Source organism: Candidatus Aeolococcus gillhamiae (assembly GCF_016464765.1).
Lineage (GTDB): Bacteria > Chloroflexota > Dormibacteria > Aeolococcales > Aeolococcaceae > Aeolococcus > Aeolococcus gillhamiae.
In genome coordinates this window covers 1-25,814 of record NZ_JAEKNS010000149.1, presented here as the reverse complement: position 1 = coordinate 25,814, position 25,814 = coordinate 1, and the positions used below count along the sequence as shown (strand labels likewise).

Below are 25,814 nucleotides of genomic sequence, written 5' to 3'. Positions count from 1 at the left end.
CCTTGTCGACGTGGAGGCGGGCCACGGCCTCGAGGACGAAGAGCAGTCGTTGCAGCTCGGCGGTCTGCCCCTTGCCTCGGAGCCCACTGCTCACGCGGTCCACATCGGCGACCAGGGCCCGGATCGCGCGGTCGACGGGCGTGCCGAGGTGGCCAGCGCTCAGGGGCGCGGGTGGTCGGAAAACCCCCAGCGCTCGTGCCCGTGGGTGACCGCGTGGGCGCGCAGTTGCGCGGCGATCTCTGCCCGGACCTTGGACGGCAGACGCTTGAGCGCGGGCCTGTAGAGCTCCTCCTCCTTGTCGACGTGGAGGCGGGCCACGGCCTCGAGGACGAAGAGCAGCCGTTGCAGCTCGGCGGTCTCCTCCTTGGCTCGGAGCCCACTGCTCACGCGGTCCACATCGGCGACCAGGGCACGGATCGCCCCATGGTCGAGGACCATCGCCGCGCCGCTGTGCGGCCCCTCCGCGAGCCGGTCGACCGCCGCGTACAGGCTTTGCTCTTCGACGTCCATGTGGGGGAGGAGGCCGTTGTGGAGGAAGCTCAAGACCGCGTCGAGCTTGTTGCGCAATCTCAGCGGCTCCTCGCTCGGCGCTGCGTCAGCGATCGCGCGCAGATGGTCGAGGTGGTGGCGCACCTCGGCGTGCTCGCGGGCCAGCAGTCCTTGCACGGTGCGGGGGTGTGCGGCGGGCCGCGAGCGCGCCGTCACCCGGGGGCTTCTCGATCGTCGAGATGGGACCGAGCAGGAGACGCCGGCACCTCGAGCTGAGCAGCGTCGCTGGCGAGCAAACCGCTGCTGGGCTCGCGACCGCGGATGCCCACGCTACGGTCCATTCGCGTCGTGGACGGGGTGCAGTCCCCCGATGGTGAGCAGAAACGCGCTCTCCTCGATGGCCAGGACTGCGTGGCGCAGGCCGGCGGCGACGACGAGCACGCGTCCGGGGACCAGCTCGTGGCTTTGGCCGCCGACGGTGAACTGGATTCGGCCCGCGAGCCCGTGCACGGTGATCGGGGCATCAGCGTGGTGCTCGTGCATCTGCCCTCCCGCCTTGAGCGCGACCAGCACCACGCGAAGCCCGGATTGTTTGGCAACGGTCTCGGCGGCATGGTCGGCGCGACCATAGGAGTCGCTCGCCCGCAGCGCCGCGATGTCCGCAGCGCAGTCCAGTTCGATCACCGGCGCGCCGACGCGCTCGCCCTGTTGGCGAGCGTCCGCGGCCTCGGCAGGGTCAGGATTCACTTTCTCTCGGGCCTCCGGTTCTGTGGAGTTGTCAACAGCGTAGTCCAGCACGGATCGCGTCGCAGTGAACGACGCAGACCAAAAGCACCTCAGGTGCGCTCGCGCCCCGGCAGGTCCTGGGTCCACCATGCCAGCGCCGCTGCCGGACCCCACTCATCGACAGTGGCCACGCTCGGGCTGGGGAGCTCGATGGCGTCGGCGCCTCCCGGTCGTCCGGCGGTCTGGGAGGCGTGGGGAATCGCCTTCCGCGGCCCCACCACCAGCCGGACCGGCCGATCGGCGAAGACGAAGCCGGAGATCCAACTGACCAGGACCAGAAAGCGGCCGCTCAGGCCGTGGATACGCGCGATGTGCAGGAACAGCCAGGCCAGCCAGCCCACAAATCCGGAGAGGTGGAGCGGGCCGATCTGGGCGATGCCGTCGTTGCGCCCGACGACGGCCATGGTCCCCAGATTGTGGTAGCGGAAGCGCGCCACCCTGCGTCCGGCGAGCATGGCCTCGATGGCGCGGCCGGCGTGACCGCCGCTCTGCAGGCCCACCTGGGCAAGCATCGGCAGGGGTTGTTTTGACCGTCCCGGGATCTCGGCGAGGTCGCCGACGACGAACACCTCGGGATGGCCGGCCAACTGGAGGGTTGCTGTCACCGGGACGCGACGCTTGGAGCCCAGCTCGACACCGAGGCTCTCGACCAGCGGATTGGCGGTCACCCCGGCCGCCCAGACCACGGTGGCCGCCTCGATGCGGCGTCCGTCCTTCAGCAGCAGTCCCTCGACGTCGACGTCGGCGACCATGGCCTTGGACTCCACGCGCACCCCCTTGTTCGCCAGGGCGCGCGCCGCCGACCGCTGCAGGCCCTTGGCGAACGAGGCCAAGGGCGCCTCCGAGCCCTCGACCAGGACGATGCTGACCTCCTCGCGGGTGATGCTGGGGAAGTCCTTGGCGAGCGAACCTTCGACCAGGACGGCCAGGGCAGCGGCGAACTCCACCCCGGTAGGGCCGCCGCCGACCACCGCGAAACTGAGCAGCCGGGACCGTTCAACAGGGTCGGCGGCCCAGCTGGCCTGCTCGAAGCGGCTGAGCACCTGGTTGCGCAGCTCGAGCGCCTCGCCCAGGTCCTTGATGCCGAATGAGCGAGCAGCGATGTCGGCGCTGTGAAAGTAGTCGCTGACGCTGCCGGCGGCCAGGATCAGATAGTCGTACGCGACCACGCCGCGATCGGTGCCAACCTGCTGGCTGCGCAGGTGGACGTCACTCACGGTGGCCACCCGAAAGGTGAGATTGCGCAGACCGCGCACCAGTGCTCGAACGGGATTGGCCGCCTCCACCGGCTCGAGCAGGGCGGTGGCCACCTGGTAGAGGAAGGGGTTGAAGACGTGGTGGTTGTGCTGGTCGAGGAGGACCACCTCGACCGGGGCGGCCTTCAGTGCCTTGACCGCCGCCAGTCCTGCGAAGCCAGCCCCGACGACGACCACCCGAGGCCGCCCGGTGTGGGTCGATCGCGAGAGGTCGCTCACGTCCGTCAGATCCCGGCCGCGTTGGCGTAGTACTGCTGGTCCTCGCGCCAGCCACCCTGGCCCTGGCCGATGGCAGCGTAGTCCTCGACGAACTCGATGGCGCGCACCCACTTGACCATCTTGAAGCCGAGCTGGGTCTCGATGCGCAGGCGGACCGGGGCGCCGTGTTCCACCGGCAGCGGTTTGCGGTTCATCTCCAGGGCGAGGATGGTCTGGGGTTTGAGCGCCAGGTGGAGTGGGATGGTCCCGTAGAAGTGGCCCGAGCGACCCTCGTTCTCGGTGACGCTCTTGTCGTCGAAGGCGTAGAAGGCGATGTGACGGGCGTTCGGCTTGGGCTTGACCGCTTCCAGGACCTTGGCCATCGGTACCCCGCCCCACTGGGCGACCGCCGACCAACCCTGGATGCAGTTGTGCAGCACGATCTGCGAGGTCCAGCCCAAGGCGCGCAGCTCCTCCAGGCCGAGCAGCAGGGGATGCTCGACGAGGCCGGCGATCTCCAGCCGGTACTCGGCGAATCCGTTTGCGGCCAGCGTCCGGTAGTGCTCGTCCGGCGGGGGATAGCCGTTCACGCGGAAGTACGGCGAGACGTCGGCCCACGAGTAGCCCTGACGGGAGGTGAACACCCGCGACAGCAGCCGCTCGAAGGGGTCGACGACGATGCCCAGGAAGCGCTGGACGGAGCGGCGGTAGCGCAGCGACACCAGCGTGGCGACGACGTTGAGCACCACGATCCCGAAAAGACCGGCCAGGCCGATGGCCAAAGCCAGGCCCTGATCGGTGTAGGGAGGTCGCTCGCGATGCCCCAGCACCATCACCGTCCACAGCTCGGGCAGCCCGCTGAGGATGACCATCAGCGTGTGCACGGCGATGAAGGCCACGAAGAGGCACAGGCCGATGAAGTGCAGGCTGCGCGCGCGCTGCCGGCCCCCGAAGAGCCTGGCGTAGCCCGGGAAGCGGCCGATCACCGCGGGGGACATCGCGGCCCCGGTGAGGATCTGGAGGGGGGCGAGCAGGAAGACGACGGCGAAGTAGGAGAGCTGCTGAGCGGCATTGAAGGGCAGGCCCGGTTGGGCCGGCGGCAGGTGGAACTGCAGGTAGTCGCCGGCCGCTCGCAGCGCATTGGGGAAGATGGCCCAGGAGGTCGGCACGATCGTCCGGTAGTAGCCGCTGCTGAAGAGCAGCGCGATGTAGACGGCGCCGGTGAGGATCCAGAACTGGATGCTCATGAAGTGCCAATGCCGTCCGATGCCGAGGTTCTTGCGTCCTGGAAGCGCGACCACCGGCGACCACGAGTCCTCCTCTTCCAGCGAACTCCACGGTCTGGCGGACTCAGCCGAGAACGTCTTCTTGGTGAGGCGCAGCCATTCGCGGCCCGGCATGCAGTGGTCGTTCCAGTAGAACTTCGGACACGCGGACAGCACTTCGAGCCCGCTGCGTGCAAGGAACAGGATGAAGAGCATGTTGAGGAAGTGGGTGATGACGATCCAGATCGGGAAGACGCTGTAATCGGTCACGACAGTGGCGCTGGGTCGAGCGCCGCTCGGAGACGGGCACGACTCATGCGCTGCACCTCACGCTGAGATCTATCCTCACGGCAGAGGTGCGCACGTGCCCAGCGAGGTGGTGCCTGGATGTGGTCCGCCTGGTCGGCGAGGCTGTGGCACCCCCCCGGCGCGTGTGGCTCGAATTGGCGAGCATCAGCGTCCCGCAAGCCCGGAGACGGGCAATTCCGCGCCTTCGAGTCCATGTTTCCTCCGTGGTACGTGGCAGCCTCACGGACGCGTCCGCTCGGGTGTCGCGCTCCTTGTCGATACGGTCGAGGGTGGCCCGCGCGCGGCCGCTTGACGAAGGCCGGCGCAAACTCGTACGTACCTCAGAACGGGTGCCACGTATCATCGAGTGCGCCCCGGCGGCCTCACATCGCCACTGCACAGAGCGCCAGCCATCAGCCTGGAGTGCCGCTATTGACGCTCTCCCTCAAGTGCGGTCATGTGGCGAGCGCGAGAGGCCGGGCAAGCTCCTTTTCAATGACCCGGTAACACTCGCAGGCGGCGTCCTCCAGACCGTGGCGGTCGACGATGGTCAGATGGCCTCTGTGATATCGGATCAGGCCAGCCGCCTGGAGGCTGCAAGCGGAACGCGTCACTGTGACCCGTCGAGAACCGAGCATCTGGCCCAGGAATTCCTGGGTGATGTCGAAGGTGTCTCGCCCCACCCGGTCGTGACTCATCAGCAGCCAGCGGCTCAAGCGTTGCTCGTTCGAGTGGAGTCGGTTGCAGGCCGCGGTCTGGGCCACCTGGCTGAAGAGGGCCTGTGCGTAGCTCTGCGCCAGATCACAGAGCGGGCCGGGCGAGGTGACCTCGGCTCGGAAATCGGCCGCCTTAATCTGCAGCGCCCGGCCTTTGACCAGGGCGATGGCCCGCACCGCCAGCGCACCGCGGAGAAAGTAGGGGACACCGACGATTCCTTCGTTGCCGATCGTGGCCACCTCGACGATGGCACCGTCACGCAGCGGAGTGACCAGCGAGACGACGCCATCGATCGGAAAGTAGATGACGTCGATTGGCGCACCCGGTTCGAACAGGACGTTTTTGACGCGCAGTGGGGTTAGCGACAGTTTCGGCTGCAGCCTCTCGAAGTCGTCGGCGGGGAGCGCCCCGAGGATGCTGTTGCCCTCGGGACGGCCCTGCTCCAGGGTCACGTCCAGGGCCTCAGGCTCCCACGGCCGGTGGCTCAGCTCCAATACGACGCATCCTTGCTGTCTTCGGCAGGATTGGTGTGATGTTTGTCGCGGGATACGAGATACTCTGGCACAGTATGAAGTGTGGAGGGTCAGCCGACAACTCCTCAAGCTCCGCTTGACCTTTAGGTAAGCCAAACCCTCAGACGCCGTGCGAACACTCGATCAGGTGGGTTCTCGTTGCCCGAGGAATATCTCGGGCGTGTCGCCTCGACGAGAGGGGAGACGGTCAGCGGCTGCGGCGGCCGCGGCTCACCGGGATCGGCGTCGGCAGCGACGCCGAGACCTCCTGCCGCCATTCCTCGGGCATGATCTCGTGCAGCCGCAAGAGAAAGCGCACGACGGTCGCCAATTCGTCCGACGAGAGATCCGAGGCGACCTCGTGCAGCCACTGCCAGCGCTGTTGGAACGCTTCTTGGAACCGCCGCCGCCCCTTCTGAGTGATCGACACCAAGATGCGCCGCCGATCATGAGCGTCGGCGTTGCGCACCGCGTAGCCGGCCTCGGCCAGGCGATCAACGACGGCCGTCGCCGTCCCCGTGCTGATACTCAGTTGGTCGGCTATGTCGCCGGCAGTAAGCTTGCCGCTGATGGTGAGCAGTTCGAGAGCGGCGAGATCGCTGCGGCCAATGCCCAGTGCAGCCTGGGCGACCACGGATCCAGCGTCGAGCACCATGTTGGTGCGACGGACGGCAAGGACCAGCTCGGTGACTTCGGCCTCCTCGGCCGGCCTGCCGGCCGCTCGCGGCGGGGTTTTCGGCTGGCGTGGACCGCTCATTCGTGACTCTGTGCTTCCGTGCAAGGCAAGGCGTGCAGGTGGCGCATTCCGGGAGTGTCGGGCAAGCCCCGTTGTTTGAGTTGGCGGCTCGACCTGAGTGACCGCCCGGGACCTTCAGAGAGAGCGTGCACCGCGCGCTGCCTGCCGACGCTGCCGTTGACGCAATCCCGATCGGATCGGATCGCCGCAGGCTCCGACGGTGGCAGTGGGGCGCTCATGAGAGCTTGTGGGCGAACTCCAACAGGGCCACCGCCTCGTTGTGGTCGTGATCGTGGGCGTCATACACGAGGGTGATCTTCTCTTTGCGGGAGCGGTTGCGAAGTTCTCGCAGCGCGACGAGCTGGTCGCGCTCTACCAACTCCTTGTGGTAGCGCTTGCGGAACTCGGCCCAGCGCGCGGGATCGTGCCCGAACCATTGGCGCAGCTCCTTGGTCGGGGCGAAATCCTTGCACCATTCGGTGACCCGGGCCTTCTCCTTGGAGACCCCACGCGGCCAGAGACGGTCGGTGAGGATGCGCCGCCCGTCGTCGGCAGACGCGGGATCCCTGACGCTCTTGATGGCCAGGCCGTGCTTTGTTGTCGCCTTGTCTGCCGTCATCTCCGCACTCCTCCAGGTGTTGCGTCGGCGTCGGCTCCTGGGATGAATCGATGGTAAGCCAGGCTGCCGCGCAGCAGCTGTTGTCGGCCAAGTGATACGTACCGGGCAGCGCCGGTACGTATCAGCCGATGGCATCCCTGGCAACCGTGCGCCCCGTCGACGGAGGCCCGCCGTCTGCGCCGCTCTCGATGTCGATGCGCCGCCACGTTGCGCTGGTGGCGCCACCCTGGTACCCGGTGCCACCGCACGGCTACGGTGGCATCGAGAGCGTGGTCGCCCTGCTCGCCGAGGAATTGCGCGCGCGCGGACATCGAGTCACGTTGCTGGCCGCGGAAGGGTCCGATCGCCAGGCCACGGTTCAGGCGCCACTCGCGTGGCGGACGGACCTCGGACAGCACAACGAACGTCTCCGCGAACTGACCTACGCCGCCCGTGTTCTGGAGACCCTCAGCCGTCGCGGGCCCTTCGACGTCATCCACGATCACGTCGGATTCGCCACCCTGCTGGGCTGTGTCCACCTTGGTGTCGCACCCGTGCTGCACACCGTCCACGGCGGGATTCACGAGCCGGACGCCAGCTTCTACGCGGCGCTCGGCGACGAGCTTGGCCTCGCTGCGATCAGCAGCAGCCAGCGCCAATCGGCGCCAGGGTTGGCCTGGATCGGCACCGTGCCCAATGCGGTCGCGCTCCACCATCTGGGGGTGGGCAGCCGTGAGGAGAAGGAGCCCTACCTGCTCTGCCTGGCCCGGATCTGTCCCGACAAGGGGCAGCACCTTGCCATCGAGGTGGCCCGGAGGACCGGGCTGCGGCTGGTGTTGGCCGGCAAGGTCGAGACCACCACGTCGGGGCTCGAGTACTTCGAGCAACGCATCGCTCCGGCGCTTGACGGCGATCGCGTCGTGCACATCGCCAATGTGGCCGGCGTCGCCAAGGCCGGCCTGCTCGCGCGCGCCATCGCCCTGCTCGCGCCGATCCAGTGGGATGAGCCGTTTGGCCTCTCGGTGGTGGAGGCGATGGCCAGCGGCACGGCGGCGATCAGCATGGCCCGCGGCGCCGCCTGCGAACTGATCGACGAGGGTCAGACTGGCTTCCTCGTCGCTGATGTCGATGAGATGGTCGCGGCGGTGCAGTGCGCCGTCGACATCGAGCCGGAGTACTGTGCCGCGCTGACACGGGCGCGCTTCAGCCCGTCCGCAATGGCCGACGGCTACCTGAACCTCTACGACTCTCTGGCGGTGACGAGCGGCCGCCGCACCGCGGATGGCTTCGCCGAGCGCTAGGGGCTCAGGCCAAGGGCAGCTCCAGCCACGGTGGGCGGCCACGCACGACCTCCAGCCCGGCACGGTTGCCCTCGACGCTGACCTCGCAGGAGCCGTCGGGGCGGCGCCAGGCCCTGATGGCGAGGCGGTGTGCCCCGACCCGCACGTTGCGGATCGTCAATTCGGGGCACCAGGGGGGAAGGGCGGGGTCGAGGTAGATGCGTCCGTGCGGCGCGTCAGGCTCGAGGCCGAGGAGCACGCGCACCGCCATAAAGATGCTGCCCGCCGCCCAGGCCTGCGGGACATTGGCACGCTGGTAGGGCACCGGGACGCCGGGGTGGCGTCGGGGCAGCCCGCAGAACAGCTCTGGCATCTGGATCCGTTCGAAGGAGGTGACCGCGGCGAGCAGGCCGTCCACCAGCCGCCAGGCATCCTCGATGCGACCGTAGCGGCGCAATCCCGCGGCGGCGATCATGGTGTCATGGGGCCAGATCGAGCCGCGCTGGTAGGAGTAGGGGTCGTAGGAGGGGTGCTCGGTGGAGAGCGTCCGCAGCCCCCAGCCGCTGAAGAGGTCGGCTTGCATTAGCCGATTGGCAACGCGCTCCCCGCGATCCTGATCGAGCAGACTCAGCCAGAGCACCTGACCGGGATTGGAGGTGGCCGTGCGCAACGCCCGTTTGTTCCCGTCGAGGGCGAAGGCAACGGTGCCCTCCACCTCCAGCCAATACGCCTCGAGGAAGCGCCCGCGCAGCAACTCGGCTTCGTCGCGGAGCCGCTGGGCACGGGCGCCATCACCCCAGGCCGCAAAAAGGTCCGCGATTCCCCGCTTGGCCGCATAGACGTAGGCCTGCAGCTCACAGGTGCCAATCGGGTGCGGCGGGAAGCCGCCCTGCTCGTCGAGCACCCCGTCCTCGGCGTCGCGCCAGCACTGGTTGCGGTAGCCGGTTGCACTGCGGGGTGCCCACTCCTGGAGACCGTCGCCGTCGCGGTCGCCATACCGATCGATCCAGTCGAGGCAGCGTTCGGCCGTGTCGCGGAAGCGGCCCAACGGTTCGGCATCGCCGAGCCAGCGATAGGTTTCTGCCAAGAGCAGCAGATACAGAGGGGTCGCGTCAGCCGTGCCGTAGTAGGGAGAGTGGGGAATGGTGTGGAACTGCGCCCACTCGCCGACGCGCATCTCGTGGCAGATCTTGCCCGGCTCGGCGTCGCGCACCGGATCGTCCTCGGTCGCCTGCCACTGAGATAGCTTCTGCAGCGTTCCCATGGCGAAGAGGGGATGCACGGGCAGGGCTTGCATCGAGGCGAGCAGGGAATCGCGTCCGAAGACGGCGACGAACCAGGGGATGCCGGCGGCCGGCAGCCACACGTCCTGCGAGAAGTCGAGGTCGTACAGCCGCAGCGCCGCGAAGTCCTCGACCGCCTGCTCGTACGCCTGCAGCATGCGCAGGTCGGTCGGGATCACCCGCGAAACGGTCCGATGCCAACGGCGCCGCAGGCGCTCGGCACGATCCTCCACAGGTGTGTGAACGGGGCAGGAGGCCAGCGCCGGCCGCGCCCGCGCCGAGGTGAGCAGGTCGTACTGGAGATGGGCGCGCCACGGCTGATTGGGTTGCAGGTCGATGGGGAAGTGCAGCTCCCCGTTGGCGTACGTCGCCGGGTGGGCGCTGTCGCTGCGCACCAGACAGCGGCGCACGAATCCGTCGCGCCGGTAGCGGCTCTCCAGCTGCTGGGCGTGCCAGGTGGTGGCCAGGCTCGCCCGGCGCTGCCAGCGCTCGGTGCGCACTTCGAAGAGGTCGGCGAAGTCGCTGGAGAGGATGACCTCGAGAAGGAGGAGGACGGGCGTCGCACCATAGGCGGTCACGGCTAGGTCCTCGTGCAGGCGCTGCGCACCGATCACCCGATCCACCGTGACGATGACGCGCACGTCGGAGACGTTGCCATCCAGCGAGGCCACCTCCGAGGCCATCAGCGTCCAGCGGGCATGGTGATAGGACAGGCGGCTCGAGGCGACCACGCTCAAGGCCTGGCCGTTCAGCCGCAGCCGGTGGCGGGAGAGGAAGCGGGTGTCGTCCGCGTACAGCCCCTGCCCCTGCCCTTTGAGGGACTCGATGGAGCTGTCCGTCGCGCAGACCAGAAATGTCGACCCCTGGTTGATGGCCATGAGCGCCGGCCCCCGCTGCACGGTCACCAGCGAGGTGCGCGACAGACGCCGGCGATCAGTCGTGGGGTCGGGGGTCAACCAGGTCCCTCGGTGTGAATCGAATGCGCTCGGGATCATCCCACCGGCGCCTACGCGGGGGACTGGTGCAACGCAGACGGAGCTCCGGGCCACCTACCACCGTGGCTGCTCCACCCGATCCGTCGAGGCAAGCGGGAGGACTCTGCGCCTCCTGGGCCCTCAGGCTGGCGATGGTGGCCTCGCGGAGCCGGAGTTGATGACGATCCAGCGCATCCTCGTTGGCATCGACGGATCGGACGGCGCCGGTCAGGCGCTCAGCTGGGCAGCCGACCTTGCGGGCGCGCTCGGTGCCGAGCTCCTGGTGGTCCATGCCCGCGCGCCGATATCCTCGTTGCGGTTCGGAGTTGCGGCCAGCATCGGCGGTCTGGCCGCCGCCACGGCCGCAGCCGGCGCCGGGGTGTCCGATGAGGCCCGTGAGCAGGAGCGTGCCGTGGTGGAGGAGTGGTGTGCCCGCGTCGGCACCGCGATCGCTCCGCGGCGGGTGCTCATCGGCGAGGGCGAGGCCGCCGTCGTGATCGAGGACGCCGCCACCGATCAGCAGGCTGATCTCATCGTGGTGGGGCGGCGCGGCCGCGGAGGGTTTGCCGAGCTGGTGCTGGGCAGCGTCAGCCACCACCTCACCCACCACGCCCACCATCCTGTGGTCGTCGTACCCACGGATTCGGTCGGTGCCAGCCGACGTTCGCCGGAGCGCGACCGTGCCTGAGCGAGGCTGCCGTCCTCCCGTCCGCAGAGGTCGTGGAGGTGGGTTCAGGAACCCGAGCGTTCTCGGTCGCCTCCGGATGCGGTGGCATCGGCAGGCCTGTCGGCCAAGGTGGGTGGGGGTGACCTCATGACGTGGCGCCAGACGGTGAGTCCCCAGCCCGTGCTGGCCTTCATCGCCGACATCTGGACGAGGGCCGAAATCGACAGCTTCGACGACGAGACGCTGGCGATCAAGCTGTTCGTGCCGGGACACCCCACCTCCCCGCTCGTCCTCGATCGTTCCCGCTACCGCCCCGTGGACGCGACAACCTTTCCCGGAGAATTCCGCGACGCCCTCCCCCGGACGCCACCGCCGCAAACCGCCAGAGCCGCCGGCAAGCCGTATGTTCCCCTCGAGCGTCGCGATCACCACTACCTCAGCGACGACGACGCAGCCGTCCTCGCCGTGCTCCTTGCCCACCCGGGCCGCCGTGCACCGTTCGACCTCGCCACCGCCGCCTGGGGGGTGGATGCCGGCAACAGGATCGTGGATCTCGCCGAGACGATCGCGCGCCTCCAGGAGTGGCTCGAGCGCGAGCCGGAAACACTCGAGGCGGTGGAGGCGGACGGCACGCTCTGGTATCGGTTGCTCATTCCGCACAGCGGGCCCGGGACTGAGTCGTCGGCCTGACCCCAGTCCGGCCTGGCGGCGGACGCTGTGACTCTCGCCGTCGCCGATGGTGAGCGATTCTCGCCCGCGGCGATGCGATCGACGTGCGAGGGCCTTTCAAGTTCTTCATCTGTTCGGCAGGGCACAGAAGACGGCTGATCGCCCACTCCATGCTGTCTTAACTAGGCGGCGCGCAAACCTAGCTCTGAGTCGGCGCAACGTGGGGTGGCGAGCCATGGGAATCGGACCAGACGACCATTGGCCGAGCCGGCACCGGAGATGATCGATTCTCGCCCTGAGCGCATCGGTACCCCGCTGGTTCGGCGAGCCCAGGCCGGGGACCGGACCTCTGTCGCAGAGCTGCTTCGCCTGTCCCGGCCCCTAGCGGAACGGACCGTTGCGCGGCGCTGTTTCGACCACCAGATGATCGACGATCTCACCCAGGCCGTCCTGCTCGTGGTGCTCATGGAGTTGCCGGGTCTTCGCTGCCCGGAGGCCTACATCAGCTGGCTGCTGCGCATTGTGGCCAACGTCTGCTGCAAGCAGGCGCGGCGCAGCACCTGTCTGCAGACTGCTGCGTCGCGGCTCGCCCAGGAAAGCCTCGCTGAGGCGGACGCACGCTTCGTCGAGGTCGATCCCGAGGAGGCGGCGGTACGCGCCGAGATCCAGGCGCACTTGCGCATCGCGGTCGCCGCTCTGCCGGCGCGATACCGGACCGCGGTGGTCATGCGGGCCGTTCAGGGCCACTCATTCGACGAGATCGGTGAAACCCTGGGCTGCCCGCGCGAACTGGCCCGCCTCTGGTACTTTCGTGCTCGTCGGCGCCTCCAACGATTGTGCGTCGCCGATGAGGTTTTGGCTCCGGTCCCTGCCACGTAGACGGTAGTGGTGGGAACTCCTCCGGCCCCGCACCGTGAGTCGCGGGCACCCAATCAGGTTCCGGAAGCCGGCGCTGCACCACCCACACCGCCACCGGCAAGAGTGGCGATGAGATGATTCGATGAGCGCGACCGCTGGCCGGACGAGCCGGATGGTGTGCTTGTCGTGAACGGGAGCCAACTGCAGCAGCCGTCGGCGCGGAGTCCGTGCGTCTGTACCATCTCCTCAGGCCGGCTGGATGCATCGGCACTCTCGGCGCCCGGGACCGAGGCAGCGCACCTGGTCGAGCGGCTGCTGCGCTTGCTCGGTGAGGATCCGTCGCGCGAAGGGCTGCGAGGCACCTCGCAGCGCGTCGTGACGTCACTGGCGTCTCTCACCGCCGGATACGACCAGACCGTGGCTGACGTGGTGCACGGCGCTGTTTTCGCTGAGGCCTATTCGGAGATGGTCGTGGTTCGCAACCTTGAGGTCTACAGCCTCTGCGAACATCACCTGCTGCCCTTCGTCGGCCACGCACACATTGCCTACGTCCCCGACGGCCGCATTATCGGCCTGAGCAAACTTCCTCGAATCGTCGACCTCTTTGCACGGCGCCTTCAAATCCAGGAACGCCTCACCATCGAGATCGCAGCTGCACTCGATGATGTTCTCTCGCCGCTCGGGGTCGCAGTGGTCATCGAGGCGGCGCACTTCTGCATGCTCATGCGCCGTACCCAGAAGCCGGCCACAAAGACGCTCACCTCCAGCATGCGTGGCGTCTTTCGGTCGGATCCATCGACGCGCGCAGAGTTCATGGCCGTAATCCATCCCGGCCATCGCGACCGACGCTGAGGCTCGGCCGTGGGATGTCGACACCGTGGCGGTGCCGATCGAGCCTCATGGCCCGGTCAGTCTCATCAGGTCGAAGGTTGCCTGCCAGCAGAAAGAGCGGCGCCCGATGCAGCGAGGCCGCACCACACTGAAGAACGCCAGTGGGAGCGCTGTGGATGCGGAGGCGGCTCCACAAGTACGGAATCGGAGGTGGTCCTCTTGGTTGAAAGCGGATCAGTGGAGCTCGGTGCAACAGGAGTGCCGCGCGGAGTCACCTACCCGGTGTGACGTCTCCGCTCGGCGCCGACGCAATCCGGACTTGTCGTCGGCTCGCTATCCTCTGTCGCCGTCTCGCGACGGTGTCGACCGCCAGCGTGGTGACCGATCCCCCCAGCGTGGGCGGCCTCACGTTCAAAGACACAGTGGTCTGCTCCGCGAGCCTGTCTGTCCCGACGCTGTCGCACCGACGTTCCTGTGCGATGGTGCGATGGTGTGTCCCGAGACGCGATGACGAGTTGACTGAGTACGACGGAGGTCACCGATGACGCTACCGCCCTCCGGCGAGCAGTTCGAGATCAGGAGGGGAAAGCAGCGGGCCACGATCGTCGAGGTCGGGGGTGGCATCCGCGAGTACGAGGTGGGCGGGCGTCCCGTCCTTGACCCGTATCCCGTCGACGCCATGTGCGACGGGGCGCGCGGAAACGTGCTCGTTCCCTGGCCGAACCGGCTCGGCGACGGCCGCTACCGGTTCGACGGAGTCGACCACCAGGTGGCGCTGACCGAGCCCGAGAAGAACAACGCCATCCATGGCCTGTTGCGCTGGCGCTCCTGGCGGCCCGCAGAGCAGACGCCGAGCCGTGTTGTCGTGGCTACCCGGCTGCACCCAATGATGGGCTATCCGTTCAGCCTGGAGGTCAGCGTGGCCTACGAGCTCGACGACGCTGGCCTGAGTGTGGCGACCACCGCCACCAACACCGGCGCCACCCGCTGCCCGTACGGCTGCGGCCAGCACCCCTATCTCTCCCCGGGGACCGGGCTGATCGATGCGTGCACCGTGGAACTCGATGCCCGCACGCGCATCCTCACCGACGAGAAGCGGCAGCTCCCCACAGGCCGTGAACCCGTTGCCGGTACGCCCTTCGACTTCTCCAGAGGAAAGCCCCTTGGGAATGAAAGGGTGGACTTCGCCTTCACCGACCTCGCTCGTGACGACGGTGGGCGGGCCTGGGTTCGGCTCTTGGCACCCGATGGACGTCGTGCCGAGTTGTGGGTGGACGAGCACTACCCGATTCTCGAGCTCTACACCGGCGACACCCTCGACCCAGAACGGCGTCGACATGGGCTCGGCGCAGAGCCGATGACCTGTCCGCCCAACGCCTTCCAGAGTGGCGACGCCCTGGTGCGCCTGGAGCCGGGCCAGTCGCTGACGACAACATGGGGCGTGCAGCTCACGTGATCGAGCCCGTCCACCGCACCATCCGGCAGCCCGCGCTGACCCGACGCCCGCGCCGCGTGGACGGCGGATCGGCTACCGATTCGAGACGCGAGCGCTCTCGGACACCCCGCAAGTCCGTGATGAGCCAGAGCCCAACGAACACCTCTCGGCGCAGACACGGGAGGGTTCGATACCGGACGAGGATCGCCGGGCAAACAGTCCAGCATGTTGGGGTGATCGTGGCTTCGATCGAAGCTCCACCTCCAGCTCCCGGTTCCCGCGGCGCGTGATGGTGTCGGCCCGGGCAGGTCGGTCAGTATGGCCAGGAACGGCACGTAGGATGCGGAGACAGCGGAGAAGAGAGTGGACGAGCCAAGCCCAGCGAGCGTGACCGACATCCGCGCGACCGCCCGCTGGCTGGTCCGCGAAGGCCGCGGCATTCTGGCCGCTGACGAACGCACGACGACGCTCGCCAAGCGCTTTGCTGCAGTCGGCATCCCGTCGACTCCCGAGTCCCAGCGTGCATACCGCGAGATGCTTTTCGGTGCTGAGGGCATCGGCGACTCGCTCAGCGGTGTCATTCTCTTCGATGAAACGATCCATCAGTCGACCGCGGCTGGCGTGCCTTTCCCAGCACAGCTCGCCGCCCAGGGAGTGCTACCAGGCGTCAAGGTCGATGGCGGTGCCCAGCCGCTGGCTGGCTTTCCGGGCGAGGCGGTGACCGAGGGCTTGGACGGCCTCCGCCAGCGCCTTGCCGGATATCGGGCTCTCGGGGCACGATTCGCGAAGTGGCGTGCGGTCATCGCCGTCGACGCTGAGCTGCCCACCACCGGATGCATGCTCGCCAACGCGCACGCGCTGGCGCGCTACGCCGCCCTCTGTCAGGAGGCTGGGCTGGTTCCCATCGTCGAACCCGAAGTGCTCATGGACGGCAGCCACACGCTGGAGCGTTGCTCGACGGTGACGGAATCAATGCTGCGTACGCTGTTCACCAGCCTGGCCGCACAGCGCGTCGAGTTGGAAGCGATGATTCTCAAGCCGAACATGGTGACCTCCGGAAAGGCATGCGTAACCCAAGCCTCGACGGCATCCGTTGCCCAGGCAACTGTGGAGTGTCTGCGCCGCACCGTTCCGGCTGCCGTGCCGGGTATCGCATTCCTTTCGGGAGGGCAGCGACCCATCCAAGCGACCGAGCACCTTGATGCCATCAACCGCTTGGGCCCTCACCCGTGGAGGGTCACGTTTTCCTTCGCGCGGGCCCTGCAAGAAGACGCCCTCTCCGTGTGGCAGGGCCACGAGTCGAATATCGATGCAGCCAGGCAGGCCTTCCTCCAGCGCGCGGTGTGCAACGCCGCAGCCTCTGATGGCGCGTACACAGCCGACCTCGAAGCAGGCTGAGGAGCCGTGGCGAGGAGGCGTCCCGGTGTGGCGGCGAGGCCGGCGAGGTCGCGACAGGAATCAGTCGCTGCTGCGTCGGTAACAGCGATGGCGTCGTCGGCGATTTTGCGGCAGAGTGCCCAATCACACTTGGTTGCGTGTCACTTCAATGATTCGCCACGCACCTCAACCACGACGAATACGGCAATCGAGGAGCCGCCAAGGCGATATGCAGCGACGGCAGGACGGCGCCTTCGAGCTCATCGCCGGCTTTCGTCGCGTCGCGGCCGCGGAGGCGGCGGAGCTCCTTCATAGCAGGCCCGGGACTGCCCACCCCACATCTCGCCGGTCAGGATTGGCGGGTGAGACCTCGGACAACCATCCTCGCCGTCGGAGCGGTCGGGGCCGTGGCTGCGGCCGCCCTGGCCCCCGCCGCCCTCGGGGACGCGGCGATTCACACGTGGCCACCCTTCGTGCTGGTGACCGGCCTGCTCCTGATCGGGGTGGTCGCCAACGAGGACGGGCTCTTCCTCAGGGCTGCCGGTTTGCTCGCCCGCCTTCCTGGCGGGAGCCTTCCGCTCTATGTCGTCGCCATGCTGCTGGTGGCGGTCGTCACCGTTTTCCTGAACCTGGACACATCGGTGGCCTTCCTGACCCCGGTACTGGTCCACCTGGCGCGGCGACGAGGCGCCGGCGAGCTGCGCTTCCTGTACGGATGCGTCTTCATGTCCAACGCGGCGTCACTGCTGCTGCCGGGCAGCAACCTGACTAATCTCCTCATCCTCTCCACTGAGCACGTGAGCGGCTCGACCTTCCTCAGCCGCATGGCCGCTCCCTGGCTCGCCGCAGTGGCCGTGACGATCGTGGTTGTGGCGTTTGCGTTCAGGAGTGGGCAGTCGGCCGCCGTTACCCCTGACCCCGACGCGCCCCGCTCGCGGCTCCTCAGCGTCCTCGGCATTGGTGCGGCCGTCGTCCTGATCCTCGTTCTCGCGGATTCAGCTCTCCCGGTCCTCGGGGTGGGCGTCGCTCTCGTCGCAGTCCGCCTCGGGCAGCGCCGCGTGGACGTGGCCCGCGTCCGCGGTCAGGTTGACGTCCGCATTCTTGTCGGGGTCTTCCTGGTGGCAATCTCTCTCGGCGCTGTAGCGCGCGTCTGGAGCTACCCCGGTCTGCTCATGGCGACAGCGGGGAGCATCGAGACCGCCGCCATCGGGGCCGCGGCGTCGGTGTTGGTGAACAACCTGCCTGCGGCGGTCCTGCTCGGATCGAGGATGCCGCTCCACGCCCGCAGCCTGCTGTTCGGCCTCAACGTCGGCCCGAATCTCGCGGTGACCGGCTCGCTCTCCGCGCTGCTGTGGTGGCAGGCGGCGCGCTCCGTCGGCGCCCGCCCCTCGGCGCGGCGCTACTCAGCGATCGGCATCGTTCTCGTACCCCTCACGATCGCGGCAGCGCTGGCGGCGGCTCGGCTTCCCTGACGCATCCCAACCCTGAGGCCGGTTGGAGCTTGACTTGCGTCCTCCTCACCATCGCCGGAGTGGCCGTGTCCGTATCCGTCACTGCGGCGCGCCCATTCCGCTGGAGCCAGAGACTCTGTCCGATCAGGAAGCGGAAAAAGGGTGTTGCAATGCATGGAGACCAGAAACGCAGCCGGGCCGAAGCCGGACCACTCGGTTCGCTTCGCGTCGGGCGTGTCGCCCGCTGGGCGCTCGCGCCCACCCCTCGCCTGGGACTCTCTGGTCAGGGCTGAGTGGCCCCGTCAAGGAGGTGGGTTAGTGCCAACTCTGGTGTTTTCTGACCCCCACGTTGACCCCCACGGGGCCGGACGGCGGCGGACTCTGGTGGACGGGAACACGTCAATCGGACCGCTGCCGAGTTCAGGATGGACGCCCGTGGACCCCTGAGGACGCCTCAAACACGAACTGGAAATGCGGTATCCGGGGCAACTCGGATCGAGGGTTCGAATCCCTCTCGCTCCGCCAAATCCCTTACACAGGTATGCCGTCGCCCTCATCATGGAGCCGCCAGCACGGCGATCGTGGTCACTGTGACAGCGACTGTGACAACTGGCGAATAATACGTACAGTGCTCCCCATGGCAAAGAGGCTCAACGGCGAAGGGTCGGTTCGGCGCGGCCTCGTGCCGACGGTCTGTGGTCGCGCGGTACACCGTGGTCGAGGACGGGGTCACCCGCCGGCCAGTGCTGTACGGCAAGACCCGCGCTGAGGACCGGCGAGAATCCCGGGGGTCGCGTCGGCTGTGCAGCCCACCCAGGTTGCTGCGGAGCCGCCTGGCCCGACCAGGCGCCACAGCAGCGGCGGGGAGTCGGGCTCGGGAGCACACCAACACGTGACCTGACCGCTAGGAGCAAGCAGTGCCAATGACTTCCCATTGCTGAGCAGCCGCTGCGCGCCGATGTCCGGGTCACCGGCTGTGTCGCTCCCGACCCTCAATCGGCGCGCCCGGCCGGCGCCGCGATCCGTTCACCTCTGTCGTCGTCGGCGCCTTCGCGGTACGCACGCAGCACGCCGCCTTCGAGCACGCGCGCCCAGAGAGCGTAGCCGGCGTCGCTGGGGTGGAACCGGTCGCCGGAGAAGAGACCGTGGTTGGCAGCGAACGCAGGACCCGTCTCTCGGGCGAGCTGGACACGGACCGCGCCAGCGGCGGACGACTCCTCGCGCCAAATCCTGTCGAGCCGGTGGGCGCGCAGCCCGATCAGCGAACGCAACGGCTGTGCCACCCGGATGGTGGTGCCCATGGCCGGCACGCCGGTGACCACCACCGCGGCGCCGCTGTCCGCGCAGCTGCGGATGACGGCGCGCAGGTCGGCGCGGACGGTGCGGGCACGGGTGAGATGGATGACGTCGTTGCCACCGACGACGAGGAGCACGATGTCCGGTGCCAGGGCGGCCACGTCGGGCAGCTGCAGGTGGCGGACGTCGGCCACCCGCGCGCCGCTCACCGCCAGCACGTGCAGGGAGACGGGCCGACCGGCCGCGGCGGCCAGGGTGGCTGCGACCAGACGTGGGTAGCCACGATCGAAGACGCTGGCGCCAACCGCGGCCCCGGTGGAGTCACCGAGGACGACCAGCCCCAGCGGTGAGCCGCCGCCATCGCCGCCCACCAGGCCGTCGGCAGTGCCCGCCGGCGTCCTTGACGCGCCGCCGCGCATGCCCAGTGCCGCCTCGATGGCGACCATCGCCGCAGCGCAGACGAGAAGACCGCAGCCACTCACGAATGCGCCACGTCGGCGGAGCGGAGACCGGGAGGCGCGGATCGACATCGTGCTCAATGAATGGTGATGGAGCCGGTCATGTATTGGTGGATATTGCAGTGGTAAGTGTACGTGCCTGCCTTCGCGAAGGTGTACGAAAAGCTGGCGCCCGGCGCGAGGTTTGCCGAATCCCAGCTTGCCGGCGAGGACTTTTCGGCAGTGCTGGTGTGGGGGGTCTGATCGTTGTTGGTCCAGGTGACGCTGGTGCCGGCGCTGACTTGGAGGGTGCTGGGGCCAAACGCGAAGTTCTTGATGGTCACCGCATTGCCCGAGCTCGCCTGCGCGGACGACGTGCCGCTATCGCTGCCGCAGGCGACGACGCCGAGCAGCGAGATGCCCACAAGGGTCAGCAGGCCGAGATGGATCCGCATGAGTGGATCTCCGGTGATGGGATGGGGCGGCAGCGGCGCAGCTGAGCGCACCGTGAGGAGGTCACCGCTTCAGTGCCTTGGCGAGGATGAGGACAGACACCTCGAAGAAGATGATCAGGGGAATGAACAGCGCGGTCGGCGTGTAGGGGTCAGCGCCCGGGGTGACCACCAGAGCCGCGGCGATGATCCCGACCCAGATGAACTTGCGCTTCTGGCGCAGCGTCTTTGACGAGACGATGCCGAGCACGCCGAGCAGGATGACAACCACCGGCAGCTCGAAGGTGACCCCGAAAGCGATGATCAGCAGAAGCAGGAACGACAGGTAGGAATTGATGTCGGGCAGGTAGACGGCGCTGCTGCCCAGGAACGTCGCCAGGAAATTCAGGCCGATCGGCATCACGAAGTAGGCGAAGGAGGCTCCGCCGGCGAAGAGCAGGAACGCCGAGGCGATGAAGGGCCCGACGAACCTCTTCTCCAGCGGTTGCAGGCCCGGGGCCACGAACCCCCACACCTGCCAGAGGATGACCGGCATGGCGCCGATCAAGCCAGCGATGGCTGAGATCTTCATCGGGATGGTCAACCCCTCGGTGGGGCTGGTGAAGATCGCCGTCGAGGTGATGTGGTTGTTGGTCCTGCCGAGGACTGTGGTCAACGGGGTGAGGAGGAACTCGAAGATGGCGCCGTGAAAGACGAAGGCCACAACCGTGGCGACTATCCACGCGATCGCTGAGATCATCAGCACTCGCCGCAACTCTTCGAGATGCTGGACGATCGTCATGCGCCGACCGTGGTCGGCAACGCCCTGCACTGATCAGGTACCGAAAGCGGCGATCAGGTCAGCGGGGGACGCTGGGCTCGACGGCGATCGGCTCGGCTGCTGACGCCGTGGGTGCGGCCGCGCTGGTGGCGTGTGCTGCGTCCGGATGGGTCGCCTTGGCGAACTCCTCCTTGGCGTCGGTGGATGCCTTGCGGAATTCGCGGATTGCCCGACCCATGCCGGAGCCAACGTCGGGAAGCTTGCCGGGGCCCCAGACGATGAGAACGATGATCAAGAGGATTCCCAGGATCCAGATGTGACCTGTACCGATGAAGGGCATGTGCTGCTTCCCTGTGGTGGCGACTGATGGTGTCCGCGGTCGTCAGCGGACGGGGCCTGTGTGCTGCACACATTGCAGCGAGGACCACACCAACCCGTGTGCTGATCCTACGCAGACGGTGCCCTTTGACACGGCTGACGATGCGCCGGAACGAGCGGTTGGTGCGCCAGCGTACCGATCAATCTGCATGTGGTGGCAGGGCTTTGTGCGCTGGCGTACACAGCAGGTGTTCCGGCTATTCACGAGAACACGGTTTGGCCACAACCAGAGCATGGTTCCCGCCATACATCCATCACCGAAGGGAAGCCGATGCACTTTGATGACCGTCATTTGACGGTATTGATCGACGAGTCGCAGGACATGCAGGCCGATGCGCTGCGTGGCCTCGACGACAATCTTGCCGACCTGCGCGACCTGCGCGCGGACCGGGGACACACGCCCGCGGAGCCGGAGGAGGTGGAGGCCTTTCTCGAGAGCCGTCGTGGCGTGCTTCGCCGTCTCGGCCTGACCGGGGGTGGCCTGGCAACCCGCGGACTGGTCGGTGGCGGCATCGCTGCTGCGCTGGTCGGCGCGCTCACCAAGCCGGTGTTCGCCGACTCCTCGCTCGACGTGATGATGCTGCAGACCGCCTCGTCACTCGAACACCTGGCCGTGGCGACCTATGGCGCGGCGCTCGGGCTGCCGTTCATCTCGGGCGGCAACGCTGTCATCAAGACCTTCGCGATGACAACTATGGACCAGCACAACCAGCACAAGATGGCCTTCCAGGCCCAGACCACCGCACTCGGTGGCAAGGCCCAGGACAGCGACGACCCTGCTTTGGCTCCGATGGTGGCTACCGCAAAGGCCAAGCTGATGACTCCGCTCGACGTGGTGCAGTTGGCGACACTGCTCGAGTACACCGCCCGGGACACCTATCTCGCTGACGTCTCGATGTTCAGCGACAAGAAGTCGCAGATGATCATGTCTACGGTGATGGGTGTCGAGACCCAGCACCTGGCCACCCTGCTCGCGGTGGCGGCGCTGTTGCCGGCCAACGATCCCACCCTAATCGCCATTCCCGTCGATGCGTCCAAGCTCCCAGCGGCGGCCGGCAGCGCCGGCTTCCCCGACGCCATTCCCAACACGCAACACGCCCGCCCGGCGCAAGAAGGAGCGGTCTCGTGAGCGCGGAGAACACAGTGACCAAGGATTCCTCGCTCCTTCACCGCGTGGCGACAGCGGCGACCGATCGGCGCACCTTCCTGGCGGGCACCGGCGCGGCCGGGGCAGTGGTGCTTGTCGCAGCCTGCGGCAGCACCAGCACGTCACCCTCGGCCAGCGGCTCCGCAAGCGGCGGTGCGGCCACTCCCTCGCCCAGCGCGAGCGGCGACGCGGCGGTGGCGAAGACCGCTGCCAGCCTCGAGGTGCTCGCCGTGGCGACCTACAAGGCGGCGGGAGCCGCGGCGACCGCCGGCTCGCTCGGGGCCGTCCCGCCGGCTGTTGCCACCTTCGTGACCACCGTTGGCGGACATCACCAGGCGGCCCTCGACAAGTGGAACGGCGTCCTGCAGGCGGCCGGAGCCCCGGCGGTCACGGCCCCGCCGGCCGACCTCAACCAGACAGTGCAGACGGCGTTTGCGCAGGTCAAAGACGTGCCCGGGCTGGCGAAGCTCGCGTTGATGCTGGAGAAGATCGCCTCCGATACGTACCTGGCGGCCGGGCCCACCCTGCAGAGCAAGGACGCCATCACGCTGGCCGGCGCATTGCAGATCGTCGACCAGATGCACGCGGCAATCCTCTACTACGTGCTCGGACAGTACCCGGTGCCAGACGTCTTCCAGAAGACGGACATGGCCTACATCCCGCCCGCCTAATCCACTCCTACTCCGCGGGAGGCGACGTGGCCATCGTGGCGCGTCGCCTTCTCGGTGTGGGGACAGGCTCGAAACGGTGAACATCAACCGGATCGCGCAGCCATTCATTCGTCCCGGTCGCGGGGATGGCACAACCGGTCCGGGCGCGGCGCGGCGGCCGCGCCCGGACCGCGCCGTTGGTCAGCCGCCAACCGCGCCGCGGCGGGCCTTAGGATCGCGCAACTTCTGGGTCACCATCGGTGTGCTCTTCGCCGTCAACATCATCTTCACCAACGTGGTCTTGGCGCCACGCCAGCCCAAGTCGGTGGTGATCCCGTACAACGTCTTCGTCCAGCAGGTGATTGCCAACAACATCGACAGCGTCACCAGCACGTCAGAGACGATCACCGGCACGTCGAGGACGGCGGCCAGCGCCGCCCCGGGCCGTGACAGCGCCACCAGCTTCTCGACCGAGCGGCCGTCCTTCGCCACCGACGACCTCATCGACCTGCTCCAGGCTCACAAAGTTGTCGTCAACGCCGACAACCCCAATCCGCCAACGCCACTCTGGCAAACCCTCTTGATCAGCTTCGGACCCGTGCTCCTGCTGGTTCTGCTCTTCGTGGTCATCAGCAGGCGGATGGCGGCGATGCGCGGTGGGGGCGCGGGCGGGATCCTCGGACGCTTTGGGCAGAGCAGCGCGCGGTTGTACACCAGCGAGCATCCGCCGACGACGTTCGCAGACGTGGCCGGCATCGACGAGGTGCGAGCTGAGCTTCTCGAGGTGGTCGACTTCCTCCGCGAGCCCGGCAAGTACGAACGGCTGGGGGGCACCGTGCCCAAGGGAGTGCTGCTGGTGGGTGCTCCGGGGACGGGTAAGACGTTGCTGGCCCGCGCCGTGGCGGGCGAAGCCGGGGTGCCCTTCTTCTTCATCTCCGCGTCGGAGTTCATCGAGGCAATCGTGGGCGTGGGCGCCTCGAGAGTTCGAGATCTCTTCACCAAGGCCAGGGCCGCCGCGCCGGCGATCATCTTCATCGATGAGCTCGATGCAATCGGCCGCTCTCGCAGCTCCGCGATGCGCCTCGGCGGCAGCGACGAGCAGGAGCAGACCCTCAACCAGGCCCTCACCGAGATGGACGGGTTCGACGCCCATGAGGGCGTCATCGTCCTGGCTGCCACCAATCGCGCCGACGTGCTCGACACAGCCCTGCTGAGACCTGGGCGGTTCGACCGTCGCGTCCAGGTTCACGCCCCCGATCGTCGCGGCCGAGAGGCAATCCTGCGGATCCACACCCGCAACATCCCGATAGACGCGAACGTCAACCTGGGCGAGATCGCAGCCCAGACGGTGGGGATGGTCGGCGCCGACCTCCGCAACCTTGCCAACGAGGCGGCGCTGTCCGCGGCCAGACGCGGAGCCAGCCTGGTTGCCACCGCCGACTTCACGGTGGCGATCGAGCGAGTCGAGCTCGGTTCTGAACGCAAGCTCACCCTGAGCATGCTGGACCGCGAACGCATCGCCTACCACGAGTCGGGCCACGCGCTTCTGGGATTGTTGCTCCCCGGTGCCGACCCGGTCAGCCGGGTGTCGATCATCGCGCGCGGCCAGTCACTCGGTGCCACCACCCAGACACCGGTTGACGATCGCTTCAACTACGGGGAGGACTACTTGCGAGGCCGGATCACCGGCGCCCTCGGAGGTCGCGCCGCCGAGCAGCTCGTCTACGGCATCGCCAGCACGGGTGCGGAGGCGGACCTGCGGCTGGTGACCACCATCGCCCGCGAGATGGTGGTGCGATGGGGGATGAGCCCGGCTGTGGGAGCTCTCAACTATTCAGAGGACGGCGGAGGGGGGGCCTTCGGCGTCCAACGCCCCTATAGCGATGCCACCGCCCTGGTCATCGACGCCGAGGTGAAGCGCATCTCCGACGAGTGCCTCGCCCAGGCCGTCACGCTGCTCACCACCAATCGCGGCAGGCTCGACGCCCTAGCGAGCGCGCTGCTGGAGCGCGACACGCTGTACGAGGCCGAGATCCTGCGCGTGGCCGATGTGCGCCAGCCGCAGGCGCTGGCCGTCTGATCAGCGCGGGGACCGCGTCTTGACGGCTAGGAGCCGTCCGAGCCACCATCGTCGCGAGTGTCACCGAGGTCGAGGAACTCGAACCGATTGGGCAGGAGCAGGTTGGCCAGCGCCTCCTGCCAGTCCATCAGCACAGCGTGGAGGCGAGTTGTGCTACGGGCCCGCAGAGCGCTGCGCGGGAGTGGCACCCCGACCTCTTCCTGGAGTTGGCGAACCCTGGCGCGCATCTGACGGTCGAGTTGCCGGTCACCGCGGAGATTACGCTCCTCGAGGAGGGTGATCAGGGCGTCGAATGCGATCAAGCGATCTCGGTCTCTAGCGATCGCGGCGCGCAATCGCGCCCCGGCGGCCTCGGCCTCGCGGGTCTGGCGCATCGCCTCGGCGATGCGGTCCTGGTCACCGTATGGGTCTGTTCCGCCGGTCCGTCCGGGGTCCACCCCTTTGCATCCTGCTGTCATGTTTCATGACTTTGATACGCACACGAGTTGAGTTTGGATCTGTCGCGAGGATGATCACGCGCTCAGCGTGCAGCACCAAGAGGCTGTCCTTCCTTGACAGCGCCGACGTGCAGGCCGCGGACATGGTCGCTGACCGACCCCGCCTCAGTCGGTAGTGCCCTTAACAGAGGGCGCAACCCGTCGCTCTGGGCGGTCGCGTCGCTCGTAATCCGAAGAGGTCCATCCACCCGTAGCCCCCGTAGGTCTGGAGATGGCCAACGCCGAGCGCTCACCCGACAGGGACGCTCGCCTCCCGAGGTTGATGTGACACCCATGCGGCCCGACTGGACAGAAAACCGCCTTCTGCGTGCGCATTTCGGAGTAAGCGATCACTCGTTTCGGTCGAAAGCGATCAGCCGGCCCGGAGTATTCGATCACCCTGAGGGCGCTGTCGGCGGAGCGGCAGCGACGTGGTCAGGATGTCGTCCCCTGCGTACCTCCTTTTCG

The 25,814-nt window shown here is 67.7% G+C and carries 25 protein-coding genes; 11 read left to right on the top strand and 14 right to left on the bottom strand.

Annotated elements, in window-relative coordinates:
• Nucleotides 1–159: 159 nt before the first annotated feature.
• The 7 genes from JF886_RS15270 to JF886_RS15240 form a co-directional block, all read right to left on the bottom strand.
• The gene (locus JF886_RS15270) at nt 160–705 is read right to left on the bottom strand and encodes a hemerythrin domain-containing protein (RefSeq protein WP_337313979.1); all 546 of its coding nucleotides are present in this window, start codon (nt 703–705) and stop codon (nt 160–162) included.
• Nucleotides 706–819: 114 nt separating this feature from the next.
• Nucleotides 820–1,236: a cupin domain-containing protein gene (locus JF886_RS15265; RefSeq protein WP_337313977.1), complete on the bottom strand. Its 417-nt coding sequence runs from the start codon at nt 1,234–1,236 to the stop codon at nt 820–822.
• 89 nt (nt 1,237–1,325) lie between these two features.
• Nucleotides 1,326–2,750 (bottom strand): NAD(P)/FAD-dependent oxidoreductase, encoded by a 1,425-nt coding sequence (locus JF886_RS15260; protein WP_337313976.1) that lies wholly within the window; start codon nt 2,748–2,750, stop codon nt 1,326–1,328.
• A 5-nt stretch (nt 2,751–2,755) separates the two neighbouring features.
• Nucleotides 2,756–4,264, bottom strand: coding sequence for a molybdopterin-dependent oxidoreductase (locus tag JF886_RS15255; protein ID WP_337313975.1), 1,509 nt, complete (start codon nt 4,262–4,264; stop codon nt 2,756–2,758).
• 473 nt (nt 4,265–4,737) lie between these two features.
• Complete coding sequence (locus JF886_RS15250) at nt 4,738–5,493, bottom strand: Crp/Fnr family transcriptional regulator (RefSeq protein WP_337313973.1); 756 nt, start codon at nt 5,491–5,493, stop codon at nt 4,738–4,740.
• Nucleotides 5,494–5,719: 226 nt separating this feature from the next.
• Nucleotides 5,720–6,145 carry a MarR family winged helix-turn-helix transcriptional regulator gene (locus JF886_RS15245; RefSeq protein WP_337313971.1) on the bottom strand — a complete coding sequence of 142 codons (426 nt, stop codon included), beginning with the start codon at nt 6,143–6,145 and terminating at the stop codon, nt 5,720–5,722.
• A gap of 337 nt (nt 6,146–6,482) precedes the next feature.
• Nucleotides 6,483–6,866 (bottom strand): DUF488 domain-containing protein, encoded by a 384-nt coding sequence (locus JF886_RS15240; RefSeq protein ID WP_337313969.1) that lies wholly within the window; start codon nt 6,864–6,866, stop codon nt 6,483–6,485.
• A 128-nt stretch (nt 6,867–6,994) separates the two neighbouring features.
• Between JF886_RS15240 and JF886_RS15235 the strand changes: the two genes are divergently transcribed.
• Complete coding sequence (locus JF886_RS15235; protein WP_337313967.1) at nt 6,995–8,146, top strand: glycosyltransferase family 4 protein; 1,152 nt, start codon at nt 6,995–6,997, stop codon at nt 8,144–8,146.
• Nucleotides 8,147–8,150: 4 nt separating this feature from the next.
• On the opposite strand, the gene JF886_RS15230 is transcribed toward JF886_RS15235, so the two are convergent.
• On the bottom strand, nt 8,151–10,364 hold the full coding sequence (locus JF886_RS15230; RefSeq protein ID WP_337313966.1) for an amylo-alpha-1,6-glucosidase: 2,214 nt from the start codon (nt 10,362–10,364) through the stop codon (nt 8,151–8,153).
• A gap of 196 nt (nt 10,365–10,560) precedes the next feature.
• Here JF886_RS15230 and JF886_RS15225 point away from each other — a divergent pair, with 196 nt between their 5' ends.
• The 7 genes from JF886_RS15225 (at nt 10,561) to JF886_RS15195 (ending at nt 17,691) form a co-directional block, all read left to right on the top strand.
• A complete protein-coding gene (locus JF886_RS15225) occupies nt 10,561–11,070 on the top strand; it encodes a universal stress protein (protein ID WP_337313964.1) in 510 nt (169 codons plus the stop codon).
• 81 nt (nt 11,071–11,151) lie between these two features.
• On the top strand, nt 11,152–11,739 hold the full coding sequence (locus tag JF886_RS15220) for a hypothetical protein (RefSeq protein WP_337313962.1): 588 nt from the start codon (nt 11,152–11,154) through the stop codon (nt 11,737–11,739).
• Nucleotides 11,740–11,997: 258 nt separating this feature from the next.
• Complete coding sequence (locus JF886_RS15215; protein ID WP_337313960.1) at nt 11,998–12,597, top strand: RNA polymerase sigma factor; 600 nt, start codon at nt 11,998–12,000, stop codon at nt 12,595–12,597.
• A gap of 165 nt (nt 12,598–12,762) precedes the next feature.
• Complete coding sequence (folE, locus tag JF886_RS15210; RefSeq protein WP_337313958.1) at nt 12,763–13,428, top strand: GTP cyclohydrolase I FolE; 666 nt, start codon at nt 12,763–12,765, stop codon at nt 13,426–13,428.
• A 520-nt stretch (nt 13,429–13,948) separates the two neighbouring features.
• Nucleotides 13,949–14,863: an aldose 1-epimerase family protein gene (locus JF886_RS15205; protein ID WP_337313956.1), complete on the top strand. Its 915-nt coding sequence runs from the start codon at nt 13,949–13,951 to the stop codon at nt 14,861–14,863.
• A 342-nt stretch (nt 14,864–15,205) separates the two neighbouring features.
• Nucleotides 15,206–16,240 (top strand): class I fructose-bisphosphate aldolase, encoded by a 1,035-nt coding sequence (locus JF886_RS15200; protein ID WP_337313954.1) that lies wholly within the window; start codon nt 15,206–15,208, stop codon nt 16,238–16,240.
• 341 nt (nt 16,241–16,581) lie between these two features.
• The gene (locus JF886_RS15195) at nt 16,582–17,691 is read left to right on the top strand and encodes an ArsB/NhaD family transporter (protein WP_337313953.1); all 1,110 of its coding nucleotides are present in this window, start codon (nt 16,582–16,584) and stop codon (nt 17,689–17,691) included.
• 708 nt (nt 17,692–18,399) lie between these two features.
• On the opposite strand, the gene JF886_RS16845 is transcribed toward JF886_RS15195, so the two are convergent.
• From JF886_RS16845 to JF886_RS15175, 5 genes are all read right to left on the bottom strand, one after another.
• The gene (locus tag JF886_RS16845; RefSeq protein WP_350340582.1) at nt 18,400–18,666 is read right to left on the bottom strand and encodes a trehalase-like domain-containing protein; all 267 of its coding nucleotides are present in this window, start codon (nt 18,664–18,666) and stop codon (nt 18,400–18,402) included.
• Complete coding sequence (locus JF886_RS15190; protein WP_337313951.1) at nt 18,663–19,448, bottom strand: SGNH/GDSL hydrolase family protein; 786 nt, start codon at nt 19,446–19,448, stop codon at nt 18,663–18,665. Before JF886_RS15190 ends, JF886_RS16845 begins: the two co-directional genes overlap by 4 nt.
• Nucleotides 19,449–19,501: 53 nt before the next feature.
• Nucleotides 19,502–19,858, bottom strand: coding sequence for a cupredoxin domain-containing protein (locus tag JF886_RS15185; protein ID WP_337313949.1), 357 nt, complete (start codon nt 19,856–19,858; stop codon nt 19,502–19,504).
• Nucleotides 19,859–19,919: 61 nt separating this feature from the next.
• On the bottom strand, nt 19,920–20,636 hold the full coding sequence (tatC, locus tag JF886_RS15180; protein WP_337313947.1) for a twin-arginine translocase subunit TatC: 717 nt from the start codon (nt 20,634–20,636) through the stop codon (nt 19,920–19,922).
• Nucleotides 20,637–20,694: 58 nt separating this feature from the next.
• On the bottom strand, nt 20,695–20,955 hold the full coding sequence (locus JF886_RS15175) for a Sec-independent protein translocase subunit TatA/TatB (RefSeq protein ID WP_337313945.1): 261 nt from the start codon (nt 20,953–20,955) through the stop codon (nt 20,695–20,697).
• 330 nt (nt 20,956–21,285) lie between these two features.
• On the opposite strand from JF886_RS15175, the gene JF886_RS15170 reads away from it, so the two are divergent.
• From JF886_RS15170 to ftsH, 3 genes are all read left to right on the top strand, one after another.
• Nucleotides 21,286–22,122: a ferritin-like domain-containing protein gene (locus JF886_RS15170; protein WP_337313941.1), complete on the top strand. Its 837-nt coding sequence runs from the start codon at nt 21,286–21,288 to the stop codon at nt 22,120–22,122.
• The gene (locus JF886_RS15165; protein WP_337313939.1) at nt 22,119–22,811 is read left to right on the top strand and encodes a ferritin-like domain-containing protein; all 693 of its coding nucleotides are present in this window, start codon (nt 22,119–22,121) and stop codon (nt 22,809–22,811) included. The genes JF886_RS15170 and JF886_RS15165 overlap by 4 nt, the downstream gene beginning before the upstream one ends.
• A gap of 76 nt (nt 22,812–22,887) precedes the next feature.
• The gene (ftsH, locus tag JF886_RS15160; RefSeq protein WP_337313937.1) at nt 22,888–24,870 is read left to right on the top strand and encodes an ATP-dependent zinc metalloprotease FtsH; all 1,983 of its coding nucleotides are present in this window, start codon (nt 22,888–22,890) and stop codon (nt 24,868–24,870) included.
• Between the two features lie 26 nt (nt 24,871–24,896).
• Here ftsH and JF886_RS15155 read toward each other — a convergent pair whose 3' ends face one another.
• The gene (locus tag JF886_RS15155) at nt 24,897–25,307 is read right to left on the bottom strand and encodes a hypothetical protein (protein WP_337313935.1); all 411 of its coding nucleotides are present in this window, start codon (nt 25,305–25,307) and stop codon (nt 24,897–24,899) included.
• Nucleotides 25,308–25,814: the final 507 nt, after the last annotated feature.